General features: G+C 45.9%; 13 protein-coding genes and 1 tRNA gene. 9 read left to right on the top strand and 5 right to left on the bottom strand.

The window, feature by feature from the left end:
- Positions 1-102: 102 nt before the first annotated feature.
- Both NYP55_RS05035 and tgt read right to left on the bottom strand, forming a co-directional pair.
- Positions 103-185 (bottom strand) — tRNA-Leu (locus NYP55_RS05035).
- A 371-nt stretch (positions 186-556) separates the two neighbouring features.
- On the bottom strand, positions 557-1894 hold the full coding sequence (gene tgt, locus NYP55_RS05040) for a tRNA guanosine(34) transglycosylase Tgt (RefSeq protein ID WP_472781634.1): 1338 nt from the start codon (positions 1892-1894) through the stop codon (positions 557-559).
- A gap of 293 nt (positions 1895-2187) precedes the next feature.
- On the opposite strand from tgt, the gene NYP55_RS05045 reads away from it, so the two are divergent.
- A complete protein-coding gene (locus NYP55_RS05045; protein WP_472781635.1) occupies positions 2188-4068 on the top strand; it encodes a S1C family serine protease in 1881 nt (626 codons plus the stop codon).
- Between the two features lie 9 nt (positions 4069-4077).
- The gene (locus NYP55_RS05050) at positions 4078-4788 is read left to right on the top strand and encodes a nitroreductase family protein (protein ID WP_116438055.1); all 711 of its coding nucleotides are present in this window, start codon (positions 4078-4080) and stop codon (positions 4786-4788) included.
- Positions 4789-4867: 79 nt separating this feature from the next.
- Here the strand turns inward: NYP55_RS05050 and NYP55_RS05055 are convergent, their stop codons facing one another.
- Both NYP55_RS05055 and rlmB read right to left on the bottom strand, forming a co-directional pair.
- Positions 4868-6625: an ABC transporter ATP-binding protein gene (locus NYP55_RS05055; RefSeq protein ID WP_472781636.1), complete on the bottom strand. Its 1758-nt coding sequence runs from the start codon at positions 6623-6625 to the stop codon at positions 4868-4870.
- A gap of 47 nt (positions 6626-6672) precedes the next feature.
- Positions 6673-7668, bottom strand: a complete 996-nt coding sequence (gene rlmB / locus NYP55_RS05060; RefSeq protein WP_032815218.1) for a 23S rRNA (guanosine(2251)-2'-O)-methyltransferase RlmB — start codon at positions 7666-7668, stop codon at positions 6673-6675.
- Positions 7669-7847: 179 nt separating this feature from the next.
- Here rlmB and NYP55_RS05065 point away from each other — a divergent pair, with 179 nt between their 5' ends.
- The 7 genes from NYP55_RS05065 (at position 7848) to NYP55_RS05095 (ending at position 16845) form a co-directional block, all read left to right on the top strand.
- Positions 7848-10805: a cation-translocating P-type ATPase gene (locus tag NYP55_RS05065; RefSeq protein ID WP_472781637.1), complete on the top strand. Its 2958-nt coding sequence runs from the start codon at positions 7848-7850 to the stop codon at positions 10803-10805.
- 90 nt (positions 10806-10895) lie between these two features.
- Entirely contained in the window at positions 10896-11477 is a 582-nt protein-coding gene (gene dcd, locus NYP55_RS05070; RefSeq protein WP_016784181.1) for a dCTP deaminase, read from the top strand.
- A 270-nt stretch (positions 11478-11747) separates the two neighbouring features.
- Positions 11748-12617: an alpha/beta hydrolase gene (locus NYP55_RS05075; RefSeq protein WP_115757113.1), complete on the top strand. Its 870-nt coding sequence runs from the start codon at positions 11748-11750 to the stop codon at positions 12615-12617.
- Positions 12618-12646: 29 nt separating this feature from the next.
- Positions 12647-13078 carry a nucleoside deaminase gene (locus NYP55_RS05080; protein WP_472781638.1) on the top strand — a complete coding sequence of 144 codons (432 nt, stop codon included), beginning with the start codon at positions 12647-12649 and terminating at the stop codon, positions 13076-13078.
- A gap of 238 nt (positions 13079-13316) precedes the next feature.
- Complete coding sequence (locus NYP55_RS05085; protein WP_415694918.1) at positions 13317-14285, top strand: ketopantoate reductase family protein; 969 nt, start codon at positions 13317-13319, stop codon at positions 14283-14285.
- Between the two features lie 189 nt (positions 14286-14474).
- Complete coding sequence (locus tag NYP55_RS05090) at positions 14475-14786, top strand: hypothetical protein (RefSeq protein ID WP_032813200.1); 312 nt, start codon at positions 14475-14477, stop codon at positions 14784-14786.
- A 79-nt stretch (positions 14787-14865) separates the two neighbouring features.
- Complete coding sequence (locus tag NYP55_RS05095; protein WP_415694917.1) at positions 14866-16845, top strand: alpha-glucosidase; 1980 nt, start codon at positions 14866-14868, stop codon at positions 16843-16845.
- Here NYP55_RS05095 and NYP55_RS05100 read toward each other — a convergent pair.
- Positions 16832-17626 (bottom strand): SIR2 family NAD-dependent protein deacylase, encoded by a 795-nt coding sequence (locus tag NYP55_RS05100; protein ID WP_472781639.1) that lies wholly within the window; start codon positions 17624-17626, stop codon positions 16832-16834. The two genes, NYP55_RS05095 and NYP55_RS05100, sit on opposite strands and share 14 nt — an antisense overlap.
- Positions 17627-17826 lie beyond the last annotated feature (200 nt).

The following is a 17826-nucleotide window of genomic DNA, read 5'->3' on the forward strand; positions in this document are numbered from 1 at the left end:
TCTATCACACATTTTTAAGCAAATGCACAATTGTTGCACATGATGTTGCAGTCGTTGCCACAAAATAAAAAAGAACGTTGAAAAATCAACGTTCTTAAAGAGTGCGAACGGCGGGACTTGAACCCGCACGAGTATACACTCACTGCCACCTGAAGACAGCGCGTCTACCATTCCGCCACGTTCGCATACAGACCACAAAGCTACCATATTTGCGCGCTTTTAGCAAATATTGACACTTGTGTGTTTATGCAAATTATACGCAATCGATTAGATAGCGCTGCCAAGTTAGGTAGAGATTCGAGATTTTTCGCCCTGAATGAGATGTATCGTTAGCGCGGTCTAAGCGCGCTAACGCCTTCGCCGCACAGAAGCAGTGCTTCTGTTTGAGCGGCTCAGCGAATCGAAGTGCATTCGCGCGCTACGCTATTCCTCACGGCTATTAGTAGCCGTTCGGCTGATTTGGCGCATAAAGTCCACTGGACTTTATGCCTTAAGCCAAATCACGCTTTGAAGGAGCTTGAAATGCGTTATGCAATTTCAAGCTCAGTCAAAGCGCTCATGCAGGTCGATTCGCACGCGAGCCATTCTCGTAGTAGTGCGCAAGCGATTCATCGCGGAACTCTTCAAAATATCCGCCGTCAATCGACGCACGAATGTCGTCTAGAAGTTTAACAAAGAATCGCTCGTTGTGAATCGTAGCAAGCGTGTATCCGTTCATCTCTTTAGCGCGCAGCAAATGGCTAACATACATGCGCGAATAATGCGTGCAAGTGTAGCAATCGCATCCAGCTTCAAGTGGTCCCTGGTCGTGCTTAAATTCTGCGCGCTTTACGTTGTAGCGTCCGTGGCGAGTAAAAATCGCGCCGTTTCGCCCGCATCGCGCAGGGGCAACGCAATCAAACGTATCTCCGCCGTTTTCTACGCAAGCAAAAATGTCGTCTACTGCAGCAATTCCAAGCACGTGGCGAGGGCGATTTTCTGGCATAGCATCGCAAATCCAAGCGCAAGTGTCTCCAATAATGCGCTTTTCAATCGCTCCGCCAATTCCAACGCCGTCAAAGTCGAGCAAAGCAATCTGCTGCGCCGCGCGCCTACGCAAATCCTCGTAATTCGCGCCTTGAACAACTCCATACAACGCCTGATATGGCTTTCCTAATCGTGCCTCGGTCAATCGCTTGTGTTCTTCAACGCAACGCTTAGCCCATCGGAAAGTGCGCTCAACAGACTCCTCCTGGTAGCGGCGAGTGTTCATAAGCGTTGTAAGCTCGTCGAAAGCAAACATAATATCCGCTCCAAGCTTGTGCTGAATCCCCATTGAGATTTCTGCGCTGAATCGGTGAATTGAGCCGTTTAGAGGAGACTTAAAAGTAACGCCATCTTCGTCAACGAATGCCATGCGCTCTTTGCCAGCTGCGATTACGTCGTCGGACTTCATGCCAGTAACGTCCATTGCAAGCGTCTTTTTGAATCCCGCTCCAAGCGAAAGCACCTGGAATCCGCCAGAATCCGTAAAAGTTGGACCATCCCAGTTCATAAACTTTGCAAGACCGCCAGCTTCGTCTAAAATGTCTTCACCAGGGCGCTCATATAAGTGGAATGCGTTAGAAAGCATGCATTGGCCGCCCAAGTCTTTGATTGATTCTGGTAGCACGGCCTTCATTGCGCCTTGTGTTGCAACTGGCACAAATGCAGGCGTGCAAATATCTCCATGAGGCGTGCGAATCACGCCAGTGCGGCCGTATCTGGCTCCATCTTTTCCCTTGCCGTCTGCCGCATTTTCTAAACGTGTTTTTGTTGTAAACGAGAATTCGCTGCGATCTCCTGGCTTACCAGGCTCTGCTCCGCGTGGGTGTTCAATAAGATTAGTCATACCTTTTACTCTATTAGAAGGCATGACGATACGCGCATAAGTTGCGGCATTGCGCGCGGAAAAGTCGCAAGCAGCCGTTCGTTAAATTTTACGTGTTTTTATAATTTTTATAAAAATAGTTAGCTAATTTATGGGTTATATGTGGTATTTATACGGCATTTATACTACTAAATATTCAGGTAATTTTAAGAGCGGCACGTTTAACTCGTATTGTAAACGCAAAATTGTGTAAAAATTGCACATTAATTGCATATTAGCTTGTATGAATTTGTGTAATCAGATTAGAGTATGCTTTGTAAAAGATTTAAGGAGGATTAATGGCTGACGATATTTACGATTCTAAGGCCTACGATTCTAGTGAAGAGCATAATGGCAATGCTTCACAAAGCCAATCGGAGCCAACGAGCGCGCAGGAAAATCATGTGGAGTCAGAGCAGATTTATAGACCAGCTCCAGAATACGGAGCGTATGGTCCTGTAGACGCGAGTGATGCAAATAATGGTGATGCAAATAAAAATAGCGGTGATTCTAATCATTCTGGCGAATCGTTGCAAAATCAAGAGCAAATTGGCGCGAGTAATGCAAGTGTAGCGAATAGCGCAAATAGCCGTGATTATGCAAATTCAGAATACGGAAACGGTTTAGATAACCCATTTTTGCCATATGGCGATCCATATAATGCAAATGGCGAGAAAAAGCGAACTAGATTCGGCAATCCTTACGATTTAAGCGATGACAATAGCGCGGATAATAGTGTGGATAGTAGCGTTGATAATAGCGCGGAAAGTCAGCCTGCTGAATCTCCAAATCAAGTGCTAAATCAAGCGCCAGGCCAAATGCCAGGCCAAACTCCAAATGTGGTTTATAAAAAGCGCGGGTTTAAGGCGGAATCTAAAGAAAACTCGACAATAATGGTGGCAATTGTGTCGTCCATTATTTCTGCAATTGTGTGCGTTGTTGTAATGGCGTTTGTTCTTACTCAAGGCTTGATTCCTATTCCAGGCGCTGGAACACTTGCAGATGTGGGTGCGCAAAGTCCTTCAAAAGGAACAGCCGTAGTAAAAGGCGGTCAGTCTCCCGATTGGCGCTCGGTTGCTAAAAATGTTTCTGGCGGCGTTGTGTCTATTCAAGCGCGCAACAGCAAAAACATGAGCAAAGGCTCGGGTGCAATAATCGACAAGCAGGGTCACGTTGTTACAAACAACCACGTTATTGCTGGCATGCAACAGCTTCAAGTAACGCTTTCTAACGGTCAGATTTACAAGGCTAAGCTCGTTGGAACAGATAAAACAACTGATTTGGCTGTGCTTAAAGTAGACGGTTTGCCTAGCAGCATAAAGCCAGTTGATTTTGCGGATTCGGACGCGCTCGCAGTTGGCCAGCCAATAATGGCAATCGGAAATCCGCTTGGATACGATGATACTGCTACAACAGGCATTGTTTCTGCGCTTAATCGCCCAGTTTCTGTTATGGACGATCAAAGTCGTTCGGAAATCGTTACAAATGCTGTACAAATTGATGCAGCAATTAATCCAGGTAATTCTGGCGGCCCAACTTTCGACGCTTCTGGGAAAGTGATTGGTATTAACTCGTCTATTGCAGCAACTTCTGCAAGAGGTGGCACAGCAGGCTCTATTGGAATCGGCTTTGCTATTCCTTCTAACCTTGTTAAGCGCGTAGTAAACGAGATCATTAAGCATGGTTCTGTAAAGCACGTTGCTCTTGGAATTATGGTTAAAAGCGTAAACGTAACGCAAAATAACATTACGCGCGGAGGCGCTCAAGTGGCGTCTGTAACGCCTGGTGCTCCTGCTGCAAAGGCGGGAATGCGTGCTGGAGATACAATCGTAGCGTTTAATGGCAAGTCGGTTACAAGCAACTACTCGCTGCTTGGATTTGTGCGCGCTACCGCTTTGGGAGATAAAGCAACAATAACGGTTGTTCGTGGAAACGGAACCGTCAATTTAACTGTTAAGTTTAACCAAGAAGAAGCTGCGGTTAATGGTGCAACTCGCCAAGACCCTCGCTCGCTAAGAAAGCGCGGCAACAAGAAGCCTGATTCTTCCCAGAATAAGAGACAAAAGGGTGACGGCGGCGATTCTTCGGATGACGACGACGATCCTTTGGATCAGCTTCCTAGAGGCGGAGACGACGATTCCGACGATGGCGGCATTTTTGACCCATTCGGTTTTTGGTAAACTGATAGCATGACTTACAAAGATTTTGGCAAACTTGCATCGGAGCGGTTTTCTGCACGCGACTTTTTAAACAAGCCGATTGAGCAAAACGTTTTAGAGTCAATATTGCACACCGCTTCGCTTGCGCCAAGCTGGAGCAACACAAGGGCTTATGCGCTTGCGATTGCACAAGGCAGCAAAAAAGACAACATTGTAAAAGCTTACTTAGATAAGTGCAATGCAATGCTTAAAGCCAAAGATAAGAGTTTGAGTGAATCTGAGCGCGCTCAGTTTGCTCAAGAGTCAGCGCCTAATGGCGACGTTCCTGTTGCAAATCCGTACCCTAGCGACTTAAAGCAGCGAAGCGCTAAACTCGGTCTAGCGTTATATTCGCATTTAGGAATTGAAAGGCACGATTTTGCAGCCAGGAACGCCCATACGCGCAGGAATTTCGAGGCTTTTGGAGCGCCTGTTATTGGCTTTGTTTTAGCTAGGCGTGATTTTATGCCGTTTGCTGCAATGGACGCTGGCCTTATGTTGCAAACGCTGTTTCTTGCGGCTAAAGATTTAGGCGTTGACTCTTGCCCTCTTGGCGTTTTGGCAACTTGGCGAGATCCGTTAGATGCTGAGTTTGATGTTCCAGAAAACATGGAGCTTTTAACTGGATTTGCGCTTGGGTATGCTAGCGATTCGCATACAAACGAGTTTAGAGCCGAGCATCCAAAGATTGAGCTGCTGTAGCGATTGTTTAGCGGCTGTTTAGCGGTTATTTAGTGGTTGCTTATCGGCTGCTTAGTGATTGCTAAACAACAGCTTTTGCTTATTTTATATGCGCTTTTCGCTCGTAAATAGTGGCAGTGCTTTCCCAAACAAGAGCTTTCCAAGACGTTTTAACGTTGGAAACAGTGTGCGCGTTGTAGTGCGAAATGTTGTAGTTTAATGCCAAGAAGTAGTACCACGGCTGGCTGGATTCGCTAACAAAAAACTCTGGCTCGCCCTTTGCGGCGCATGCTGCCAACTCTTTTTCTTGCTGACTTGCAGACGAGCTTTCGTTTGTTATAAAAGTCTTGTTTTTGTATGCACAATCTATAAGATTCTTAGAAAAATAAGGGTTTGCACCTATTAAAAGCCACGAATATTGGTGAGTGTCGATTTCTTCGTGCGAAATAACGTTTCCACTTTCGTCAACTTGCTCGTAATTATGGAGCCAAGATGCTACAAAACGCTTATTTTGCAAGTGATTTCTAGATATGTATTGCGCTACGGCTTTAGAAGGCGAATAGTCAAACAGAATGTCGTTTACGCAAGCAAACGCGTTCCAAATTAGGCTTGGTGCAAGAATTATTGAAATTAGCACGTTAATTTTCAAAGCTTTGTTTTTTATAAATCTGAATTTAGTAGGGGCGATTTTAACAAAAATCGCAGGAATATCCTTGCTGCTAAGTGGCTCTTTTATGTGACTTATCCAAAGCACACTAAGCAAAAACACAAAGATTAGACCTGCGTGGTGAAGCGTAAAATAGCGAACAGCTACGATTGTAAGAACGAGATAAGGGATTACAAGAACTGCAAGAAGTTTTCTTCGCATGGTGATTTTAATTGCAAATGCCCAAATCGCAAGGCTAAACAGCGTGCATATTGCAATTGGCAAAAAGTCAAAAGGCATTCTTCGCATTGAAATATCGCCATAAAAGCTTGTAAACATGCTTTCGGAAGGCATTACGAATATAAAAGCAAAGCATTTTGCGATTGTTGAATTGCCATCAATCGTTGCGCGAGTGGCGAACGCGTTTTTTGCTGGCCATGCAAGAGCAAGGTTTGCAACGCCAAAAATGGCGATTAATCCCCAAGATATAAGTCGTGCCAAATTTGATGCGATTGACGGTATAATTGTTGCCTTAATCGCGTGAAAAATTGCATTAAAATCAAGAGTTTTATTGCGAGTTTTGCTAAGACCTTCGTTAAGGTTTTTGTTAATATTCTTGCTAAAAACTCGCCAAATCCAAGCAATCGTAAATCCTGCAGCAAACGCGATTCCATACACGCTAAGCAGGCACATAAACATAAGACTAATCGCAAGTTTGCAAGCGCTAGAAGTCTTAGAATCCGCACTATTCCAGTAATGTGCCGCTACTAGCAAGCTTAAGCAAAGCAAAGCGTACGGTCTTGAAGTAACTCCGTATTGGAAGCAAGCAAAATAAGTAAACGGAATAAGAAAAGTTACAAGGCTACTTGCGTGCTTAAAAGGCGACTTAAAAATAAGCCACGCGCCAAGTAAGCTTGCGCAAACCAGCTGAATGCCCTTAATTCCAAACTCGTATGGAACGCCATTTTTGGCTGCAATTGCAAGTAAAAGATTCCAAAAAGGAGGGTGACCTTCGTAATGCGTTCTAACGCTAAAAATGCTTGCGATTGGCGAATCGCGCGCAATCAGCCAGCTTTGAGCTTCGTCAAACCAAGGTTCGTGGAAACACATTACAATTGCAATAATCGCAATGTATAGAACAAAAGCCAATAGCTGTACCAATGTGCGCGCGTTATGTGAGCTTTGTAAATTGCGTAGCTTTAAAATCCGCATTACTGTTAACTCTTAAATCCGCAAATACTCGTAATTGCAAACAATTGCTAATTTTGACTTAAAGCGGCAAGCCTACGCGCATTAGCAACAGCATACAAGCTGATTCCAGCAGCAACGGATGCGTTAAGCGATTCAACAGCGCTAGAGATTGGGATTCCAGCAATAGCATCGCAAGCTTCGCGCGTTAGGCGACTCATGCCTTTGCCTTCGCTTCCAAGAACTACCACAAGCGGATCGGTTTCAAAGCCAGTTTCGCCAACAAGCTTGTCTCCGCCGCCGTCTAGGCCAATCGCGTACCATCCACGCTCGCGCAAACCTTGAATCGCCTTGTTTAAATTCACAACGCGAGCAACAGGCAAGTGCGCTGCGGCTCCTGCAGAAACCTTCCAAGCGGCAGCCGTAACAGATGCGCTCCTGCGCTCTGGCAAAATTACGCCATTTGCGCCAAAAGCGGCTGCGGATCGAATAACGGCACCAAGATTTTGCGGATCGGTAACGCCGTCTAGCGCTATAAACAATGGGCGTGCGTTAATGCGTGCAGATGCAGAATCCGCTGCTTCCATAGCGCGAGCCTTCTTTTCTGCGCGATCAACAAGCTCTTGCAACGAAGAGTATTGATAAGGCTGCACCTTTAAAATAATGCCCTGATGATTAGTGCTGTGAGCAATGCGATCCATCTCCAGGCGATCTGCCTCCAAAAGTCGCAAGCCTTGCATGCCAGCAAGCTTAACGATTTCGCGCGTGCGATCGTCGTGCTCAATGCGATTTGCAACATAAAGCTGCGTGCTAGGAACGCCTACGCGCAAAGCTTCAAGAGCTGCGTTTCGCCCAATAACCAACTCATCGCTATCTGTGCCCAACTTATCTACTCTGCGTCTTGCAGCCAAACGCGGATCTGCAAAAGTGCGCTTAATCGCAGCTTTTTTAGCGAAATAAGCTTTATGGTAAACGCGGTCTTCTGCCTTAGGAGTAGGCCCCTTGCCGCGCAATGCGTTACGATGTTTTCCACCCGACCCCTTGGTCGGTCCTTTTTTCATAGCCATATTCTTATTTTCACATGCCCCCGAGGCATTAGTATTTGGCGCTTTATGTGGCATAATAGAACGGTACTTAATTATTGTTATTGCAATAATCCACAACCGCGCAATAATCAAGATTTTGAGTTGACTTTGCATAAAATCTTGATTATTGACTACTCCGCGGCGCTCCCAAGGGGGAAAATATGGTTGATCAAAGCGATCAATCCAAAGATCCGTCATTGCAAGACGCACAAAGTGTTGCAGATGCGCTTAATGTAAACGTTCCTACTGGTCTAAGTAGCGATGAGGCTTCTAGAAGGCTCGCGCAATTTGGCCCGAACGCTCTAGCTGGTGCTCCTAAAACGCCAGCGTGGAAGAGGTTCCTCGAACAGTTTAAAGATCCGCTTGTTTACTTGCTTATAGCGGCAACTATTATTTCCGCAATCGCATGGTTTGTTGAGCGCGCACAGCATGGTGGCGAAAGTGGCGGCGAAGTTTTGCCGTTTGACTCAATAGTTATAATCGTGATTCTTATAGCAAACGCAGTTTTGGGCTATATTCAAGAGTCGCGTGCGCAAGAAGCGGTTGAGGCGCTGGCAAAAATGAGCGCTCCACAAACGTCTGTTCTTAGAGATGGGCGAGTTATGCGCATAGATACAGCGGATGTTGTGCCTGGAGATATTTTGGTTCTTGGCGAAGGCGATGCTGTTTCTGCAGATGCAAGGCTTATTGCAGCAGCTTCTTTGCGCGTTGCGGAAGCAAGCCTTACGGGAGAATCGGTTGCCGTTAGCAAGCGTCCAGAAACTCTAGCTTCGCCAAAGTCTTTGGCAGACCGCACAAACATGGTGTTTAATGGCACTGCCGTAACGCAAGGCACTGGCCGCGCAATCGTCACGTCTACGGGCATGAAAACTCAGGTTGGAAAAATCGCAGATATGCTTTCTAGCGCGCAAGAAGAAGCCACGCCTCTCGAGAAAGAGATGGTTCGCGTATCTAAGGTTCTTGGAATCGCAGTGTGTATTATTGCAGCCGTTGTGCTTGCGTCTATGTGGGCTCTTGAAGGCTTCCACACTATTGAAGACGTTATAGATTCTTTGCTTCTTTCTGTTTCTCTTGCTGTTGCTGCTGTTCCAGAAGGCTTAGCGGCTATTTTAACGGTTGTTCTTGCTTTGGGCGTTCAGCGCATGGTAAAGCATCATGCTGTTGTTAAAAAGCTTTCGTCTGTAGAAACTCTTGGCTCTGCATCTGTTATTTGCTCCGACAAAACGGGTACTTTAACTCGAAACGAGATGACTGTTGAGCGCGTTATAACGCCTAGCGGCCAAGTACAGCTTACGGGTAGCGGGTATAAGCCAGAAGGACGAATGGTTTTGCTGGGTTCTTTAGATGCGGATTTGGCGGTTCCTCCAGCTCTAGCTACAGAGGTGATTGGTGCGCTCGGATCTGGGTATTTAGCAAACGATGGCGATTTGCACTACAATGAATCGTCTGACGCATGGCAGCCAGTTGGCGACCCTACCGAGGTTTCGCTTATTGTTGCGGCTCGCAAAACCAAGGCAGACAAGCGTTACGCGCATCTTAGTCGCGTTGCGGAAGTGCCATTTACTTCTGAGCGCAAACGCATGTCTGTTGTTGTTAAAGACGATTCGGATTCTGGGAATCTTATTGTTTGCGCAAAAGGCGCTCCAGATGTTTTGCTTTCTTATTGCACGCGAATCGCAGTAGCTGGCGCTGTTCGTCCGCTTACAGAAGGAGACCGCGAAGAAATTCTTGCAAATGTGGAAAAGCTCTCTGGCGAAGCTTATCGCACGCTTGCAATGGCGTATAGGCCGCTTGGCGTAGATAGTTTAGCTAAAGTTAGCGGCATGGTTTCTAATGCTGCTGGCCAAATCGCAGATGTTGCTGAGCAAAGCGACGTTTTGGAATCTGATTTGATTTGGAACGGCATGGTTGCGATTATTGATCCTCCTAGAATCGAAGTTCGAGATAGCGTTGCTCAAGCGCATCGTGCTGGAATCCGAACTGTTATGATTACTGGCGACCATCCGCTTACGGCTGCTCGAATCGCTAGCGACCTTGGCATTATTGGAAAAGATGAGCATGCTCTTACTGGCGATGAGCTTGACGAGTTGCTTTCTAGAGATGACGACAATATTGCTTTCGACGATGCTATTAGCAAAGTGAGCGTGTATGCGCGAGTTGCTCCAGAACACAAGCTTGCGATTGTTTCCTCGCTACAAAGGCAAGGCAATATTGTTGCTATGACTGGTGATGGCGTAAACGATGCTCCTGCTGTAAAGTCGGCAGATATTGGCGTTGCAATGGGCATTACGGGTACGGAAGTCACTAAAGAATCCGCCAAGATGATTTTGGCAGATGACAACTTCTCTACAATCGTCGCAGCTGTGCGCGAAGGTCGCGGAATTTTCGACAATATTCGTAAATTCTTGAGATATTTGCTTAGCTCCAACGTTGGCGAAGTGTTCACCGTGTTTGGTGGTGTAGTGTTTGCTGGCGCTTTGGGAATTACGCAGCCAAACTCTGTAGGCGTGACTTTGCCTTTGCTCGCAACGCAGCTTTTGTGGATTAATTTGCTTACGGACGCGGCTCCTGCGCTCGCAATGGGTGTTGATCCGCAAACGGATGACGTTATGAATAGGCGTCCGCGAAGACTTACGGATAGCGTTATTGATAAGCCAATGTGGGGAGACATTGTGTTTATTGGCGTGATTATGGCAGCTATAACGCTGATTGGCATGGATATGCATTTGGCTGGCGGATTGTTTACAGACCGCTCCACAACTGTTTTAACTCATGCCGCTCAAATGACTCACGCGCGCACAATGGGCTTTACTATTCTTGTGTTTGCGCAAATGCTTAATGCTCTTGCGTCTCGCTCGCATTTGCAAAGCGTGTTTGTTGGCTTGTTTGCAAATCGTTGGCTTTGGGGCGCAATCGCAGTTTCCGTAGTGTTGCAGCTTGCTGTAATTTATATACCATTCCTTAATGGTCCGTTTGGCACAGTTCCGCTCGACTTTATGGAGTGGGTGGAGTGCCTTGGGCTTTCAATGGTTGTGCTTATTGCTTCGGAGTTAAGAAAGTGCGTTTTGCGATTTATTGCTAAACGCAAAGCTGCTTCTTCTGTTGCAATATCTGCCTAATATTTTCGACCGCGGCACGCGCTACACTTGGCATATAAGTGTGTTTAAGTGTTTGTTTTACGAAGTTTTATCGCAAGGAGATTTGACGTTATGCTGTTGTCTGATCGCGACATTCTCAAAGCTCATGACGAGGGTCATATTGATTTGACTCCATGGACCCCACAAATGGTGCAGCCTGCGTCGATTGATGTGCGGCTTGACCGATTCTTCCGATTGTTCAATAATCACGCTTACACATACGTGGATCCTGCAGAAAATCAAGGCGAGCTTACTGAGCAATTTTCGGTTGCGCCTGATGAGCCTTGGATTTTGCATCCTGGCGAGTTTGCGCTTGGCTCCACTTGGGAGTATGTGAAGTTGGATTCTACGATTGCTGCGCGCTTAGAAGGCAAGAGCTCGCTTGGCCGTCTTGGAATTTTAACTCATTCCACGGCTGGCTTTATTGACCCAGGTTTTGAAGGCCACATTACTTTGGAGCTTTCAAACGTTAGCACTCTGCCAGTTAAATTGTGGCCAGGCATGAAGATTGGCCAAATGTGCTTCTTCCAGCTAAGCTCTCCATGCGAAAATCCTTACGGTTCTTCTGTTAACGGATCTCACTATCAAGGTCAGCGCGGCCCAACGCCGTCTAGGTCTTACGAGAACTTCTATCGCGCAAATTTGGAAGATTAGTATTAATTAAGATTTGATTAGTCTTGATTAGTCTCGATTTTTAAGAAAAATCAGGGGAAAAGTAGAAAACTTTCAGCAAGTTATCAGCTAGTTCACTAGCAGCGCTAAGGATTATGTGTTTTCATAATATTAGTGAAAAACTTAAAAGGTAATTCACGAAAGCTTATTCATATTTTTCCTTAAATTTAAACCCCAGTCCAATCGGCTGGGGTTAAATTTTTATGCAGTGTTCGCTGTGTAAATGCCAAAGCTGTGCCGTATGCTGTAATTATGACTAATCATAACGGTGTGATCTCTAGTGAGTTCGACAACGGCGAATTTAACAATAATGATTTTGGCGGCGGTGATTTTGGCGGCGGCAATAACGGCAACAGCAACGCCAATAATGGCGATTTTGGCAGCGAAGATAGCGCTGATGGCGCATCGAATGGCCTTCATGCTGGCCGTGAATCAAGCGTTGTTCCAGGCAGATTTGGCGAAGATTTGCATGTAAGCGTTGCTAAGTATTCTCGAGGCGAAGCAGCTGCATATGCCACAAGGCCTCTTCTTTTGCTGTTGCACGGATGGGGTTCAAACGAGGACGATTTGCTTGATTTAATGCGCGTTGTGGCACCTTATAACGATGCGATTTCTTTACGTGCTCCACTTCGCTTGGCTCAAGGCGCTTACAGCTGGTTCCATGATGCTGTGCCTAACGGAGATGACTTAGACAGAGATATGTATGCTGCGGCTGCTGCGATTGATGAGTGGGTTGCGGCGAATGTTCCCGAAGACCGCGCTGTTGTGCCATTCGGTTTTTCGCAAGGTGCGGCTCTTGCGATTCATGTTCTTAGGCTTAATCCAGATCGCTATCGCGCATCCGTTGCGCTTTCTGGCTTCGTAGCTCCTAATATTGCTAAAGATATTTCTCTTAACGACGACGTTCTTGCGGATCTTAATACGCCTGTTTTCTTTGGCTACGGCTTGGATGATGCTGTTATTGCTCCTTACGAGTTTTCGGCAGCTGCAGCCTGGCTTGAGGAGCATACCTGGCTGGAAGAGAAGCGTTACCGCGGGCTTGACCACGCAGTTCACATGGAAGAACTTGGCGATATTCGCTCTTGGCTTGCTTTGCACAATATTTCTTCGGGGTTAATGTGACTTTGCGCGCGCGCGAATATGTTCCACTCATGCAAGAGGCATTGCGACTTGCTAAGCGCGCTTACGATTGCGGAGAAGTTCCAGTTGGCGCTGTTGTTGTAGATGGTTCTGGTGCGATTATTGGCCGCGGCTCTAATCTTCGTGAGCAAGACGCGGATCCTCTTTCTCACGCAGAAATTCTTGCGATTAGGCAGGCAGCAGAGGTGCGCAAGTCTTGGAATCTTAGCGATTGCACGCTTGTTGTTACGTTGGAGCCTTGCCCAATGTGCGCTGGCGCGATTTTACAAACGCACATTAGTAGCGTTGTTTTTGGTGCATGGGATTCAAAACTTGGCGCATGTGGATCCGTTTGGGATATTTTGCGAGATCCTCATATTGGCTCGCATCCGCAAGTTTTTGGCTCCGTTTGTGAATCGCAGTGTGTGCAGTTATTGCGTAATTTTTTCGAAAATCATAGATAAAACTGAATAATTTTTTAATTAGAAACGCTGTAAAGATGTAATTAGAAAAATTTTGACATTCTCAAAAAACTGTGTAATATGCTATAAAAACCAAAGAGCAGTTGACTGATTGTTTTCACTCATTCAGTCTTCTGCTTTTTGTTATATTCGTGGTTGCTTCCGCGTAATCCATGTAAATGAAAATTTATGGATTTATGCCTGGTGCCACTTTACTTACAAGCCTACATGGAGGTGTCATATGAGTGACATGAAATATGCAATGATCGGTTCTGGAGCTATGGGTTATCGCTATGGTGTTTTATTGCAGGAGACGGCTGGCATTCATGTTGATTTCATTGATGCCTGGGATGAAAATGTGAATAAGGTTCGCGAGCAGGGCGGTGTAATGGTTAGCCGTGACCACGAGAATCGCCATCTTGTGCCAATCAATATGTATACTCCAGAAGATTATGACGGAGATCCAGACGTGTGGATTGTGTTTATGAAGCAGATGCAGCTTGCGGAGATGTTGGAGCGATGCAAGCATTTGTTTAAGGATCGTCAGGTTGTGTTCGCTGCAATGAACGGTTGGGGACATTTTGAAAAGCTTCAGCAATATTTCTCAGACGATCGAATTTACGGCGGTACCGCAATGATTGCAACTGTGCTGAATGGCCCTGGAGACGTTGATTTTATTGGTAAAGTTGGCGTTGGTACAATGAATATGTGTGCGTTGAACGAGCAAGTGAGCAATGTTGAGCTTGCTATGCGTGATGATTTTCAAGCTGCTGGCTTGAATCCTACTATTACGGAAGATTTTAAGGGCACATGCATGGCGAAGGTAGTTTTTAATTCCGTGGTTAACACTTTGTGCACAATGTATCAGATTCAGATGGGTCAGTTTATTTCGTATCCAGGAGCTATGGATATGGCTCGTCAACTTATCAACGAAGCGTACGATGTGTGCGATCGTGCAGGAATTCGTATGGTTAATACGCGTCAGCAGGAGCTGGAGGCTATTGACTACGTAAGTCGCGTGGCAAATCCTTTGCACTATCCTTCTATGTATCAAGATATGAGTCGTGGTAGAAAGACAGAAGTTGATTATATAAACGGATATATTGCAAAGCTTGGTCGCGAAAATGACTACGTTTGCCGCACTCACGAGTTCTTGACTCACGGAGTTCATTTGGCGGAGCTTGCATTTAAATTACATAATCAGCAATAATTTAGATAGTATCTCTATAGCTCTTACAATGAATGAGAAGGAGGCACGGCTCGTAGTTTTTACTGCGGGCCGCTTTTTATATCCTTTTAACTATAATATTTACAAGTACAATGACTTTCATATATACTTGTAAAACGCATAGTAAATATACATGTATTGAATATTAATATAGATTATAAGGTAATTCTCATGGTTACAGTCGCTCCTATAAGCACTATGGTTCCGATTAGCGCTTTTAGTAATGGTAAATCTGCACAGGCTTTTGCCAAGGTAAGTTCTGGTATGCCAGTTACAGTGTTAAAAAATAATCAACCAATGTACTTCATTATTAATCGTGAAGATTTTGAGCATTACCAATCGCTCGAGGAACAACTTCAAAAGTATGTTGAAGAAGCTATCGAAAATAAAAACGAGGAAGCTCGTAGGCAAGTTCAAAATCGCGAATTTACTCATGAATCACATACTGCTTCCAACATGATGGATTATCTAAATGGACTGTGAAAAGCGACGCCTAAAATCCAAAGATAGCTAAAATATAGAATAGTAAATATAGGTAATAAAAATAATTAATGGGGAATGTATGACTACTTTTAATAGAGCAAACTTGCCGCAATCCGTGCGCACAAACGGCGCTACGCCAAACCCTTGGTGGGCAAATGCAGTTGTGTATCAGATTTATCCGCGAAGCTTTCAAGATACCAACGGCGACGGCATTGGCGATTTGAAGGGAATCACTTCTCGTCTTGACTATTTGGCAGATTTAGGCGTTGACGTACTTTGGCTTAGCCCTGTTTACAAGTCTCCGCAAGACGATAACGGCTACGATATTTCCGATTATCAAGATATTGATCCGCTTTTTGGAACTTTGGAAGATATGGACGAGCTTTTGGCAGAAGCGCACAAGCGCGGCCTTAAAGTTGTTATGGATTTAGTAGTAAATCACACTTCCGACGAGCATGCTTGGTTCCAGGCTTCAAGAGATGCTTCTAGCGACTACGCGGATTGGTATTGGTGGAGGCCAGCACGCAAAGGGCATGTGCCTGGAGAGCCAGGTGCGGAGCCAAATAAGTGGGGTTCGTATTTTGGCGGCTCGGCGTGGACGTATGATCCAAAGCGTGGCGAATATTACTTCCACCAGTATTCGCCAAAGCAGCCAGATTTGAATTGGGAAAATCCTGCCGTTCGCGCTGCCGTGTACAAGATGATGAATTGGTGGATGGATCGCGGAATTAACGGCTTCCGCATGGATGTAATTACGCAAATTTCTAAGCGCATAGATAGCGAAGGGCGTTTGCCAGGGGAATACGGTTCGCAGATTGAAGATGCGCCAGCAGGTGACGACGGCTACTCTTCGCCGTATTTCTTCTGCTCCGATGGCCCTCGCTTAGACGAGTTTTTGCGCGAGATGCGCGAAGCGGTTTTCAAGGGTCGCGAAGGTTTCTTAACTGTTGGCGAGGCTCCTGGAATTTCCGCGCATCGAAACACTTATATTACAAATCCTGCTAATGGCGAGCTAGACATGCTCTTCTTGTTCGATCAAGTTAATGTTGATTGCGCAAATGGAACTAAGTGGAATCCTATTCCTCTTAAGTTGACGACATTAAAGCGTGCAATGGCAGATCAGCAGCAAGCAGTTAGCGAGGCTGGTTGGGCGAGCCTGTTCTTTAATAATCACGATCAGCCGCGTGCGCTTTCTCGCTGGGGTAGCGAGGCTAGCGATGAGATGCGTGTGCTTTCCGCTAAGGCGATTGCAATGCTTCTTCACATGCATCGCGGCACTCCGTATGTGTATCAGGGTGAAGAAATTGGCATGACAAACGCGCACTTTACGCGCCTCGAGCAGTATCGCGATTTGGAAGCGTTGAATATGTTTAAGCAGCGCGTAGAAGAAGCGCATATTCAGTCTGCGGAGTCTATGATGGATGCGCTCGCAAAGCGCGGTCGCGATAATTCTCGAACTCCAATGCAGTGGAATGCGTCTAAATATGCAGGATTTATGCCTTTTAATGTTCCGTCGCAAAATAATGCGCAGCCTTGGATTAGCGTGAATCCTAATTATGTAGATATTAATGCTGCCGAGCAGATGGAAGATTCGGATTCTGTTTATTCGTTCTACAAGCGTTTGATTGAGTTGCGCCATTTGCAGCCTGTTGTTTCGGCTGGTTCTTGGAATTTGATTGATGCGGATGACGAGTGCGTTTACGCGTTTGTTAGGCAGGTTGAGCAGGTTGAGCAGACTTGTGAGAATGCTAAGGCAGATGAGGCATGTGAGGCAGATGTGGCAAATGTGGCAGGTCTTGAGAATGATGTGAATTCTTCAAGCGCGGTTGCTGGCGATTTGCCTTGTGCTTCTGTAAAGAAGTTGCTCGTAATGATAAATATGACGGATTCTTCTGTAGCAATACCTGCTCAAAGTGCCGAATTGTTGCGTAATATCGCCTCTAACGGCGCATCGTATGACGATGTGATGATTTCTACGTACAGCGCAGATCATGCTCTTAAATCGCTTAAAAATGGCACGCTTGCGCCTTGGGAGGGAATCGCTGTTAGCTTGCAATAGTTTCGTCTACTAACTTTGGCAGAGCCTTTGCAATATCTTCGCGTATTATGCGCTCTGCCAAATGATCGTATTGCGTAGCGCCCAGGTTCATTATTGTAATCGGCACTCCTGCGCGAGCAGCTAGTGGCACAAGGCTTGCGGCTGGAAACACTTCTAGAGTGGAGCCAATAACCCACAGCTCGCTTGCGTGCATAATCGCCTGCGCGCTGCGTTCCATTGCGCCTTCGGGCAGAGCTTCCCCAAAATATACAACGTCCGTTTTTATAAGACCGTTGCAAGGCATGTTTCCGCGGTACGGCAGCGCGCGCCTGCAATGTGGGTCTGGGTGCGCGTCTAAGTCGCGCATAATATCCGCAGTTTTATAGCTCGCGTGGCAGCTCATGCAGTGTGATGTTCCAATGCTTCCGTGCAAGTTCACTACAATACCTGGGCTGTTTCCAGCTTTTTCGTGAAGCGCATCAAAGTTTTGAGTGGCGATTAAGTCCAGCATTCCAGCTTTCTCAAGTTTTACTAGCGACTTATGCGCTGTTCCAGGCTGAGCGTTCCAAACTGGCGACTCTTTTTGCCATCGCCAAGAGTAAATGCGTTCTTCTTCGCTGCTTAAAAACGCGTCAATGTCGTAAACGCTCATTTGTTCTGGGTGTTTAGTCCAAACTCCATCTGGGCCTCGAAAGTCTGGAATGCCCGCGCTTGTAGATATTCCTGCGCCTGTTAGTGCAACAATGTGATGGTGTACGCTGTTGTGTGCGCTGCTCTTGCTGTTTTTCTCGCTATTTCTCATATACCTATATATAGCACGCCTAGGTATAGCACGTACACATGTTGTGTGCATATATATTGTTTGTTTTGCTTGCGTTGTGTATTTTGTATTTTGCTTATGTTGATTGCGCGACACTCCCGTGTTTTGGTTTTTGGGGGTGTTTTTCTTGTTTTTTTGGATTATTTTTGTTGTGTTTTTGTTGGTGTGTGGTTGCGTGGCGT

Source organism: Gardnerella sp. c10Ua_31 (assembly GCF_055700915.1).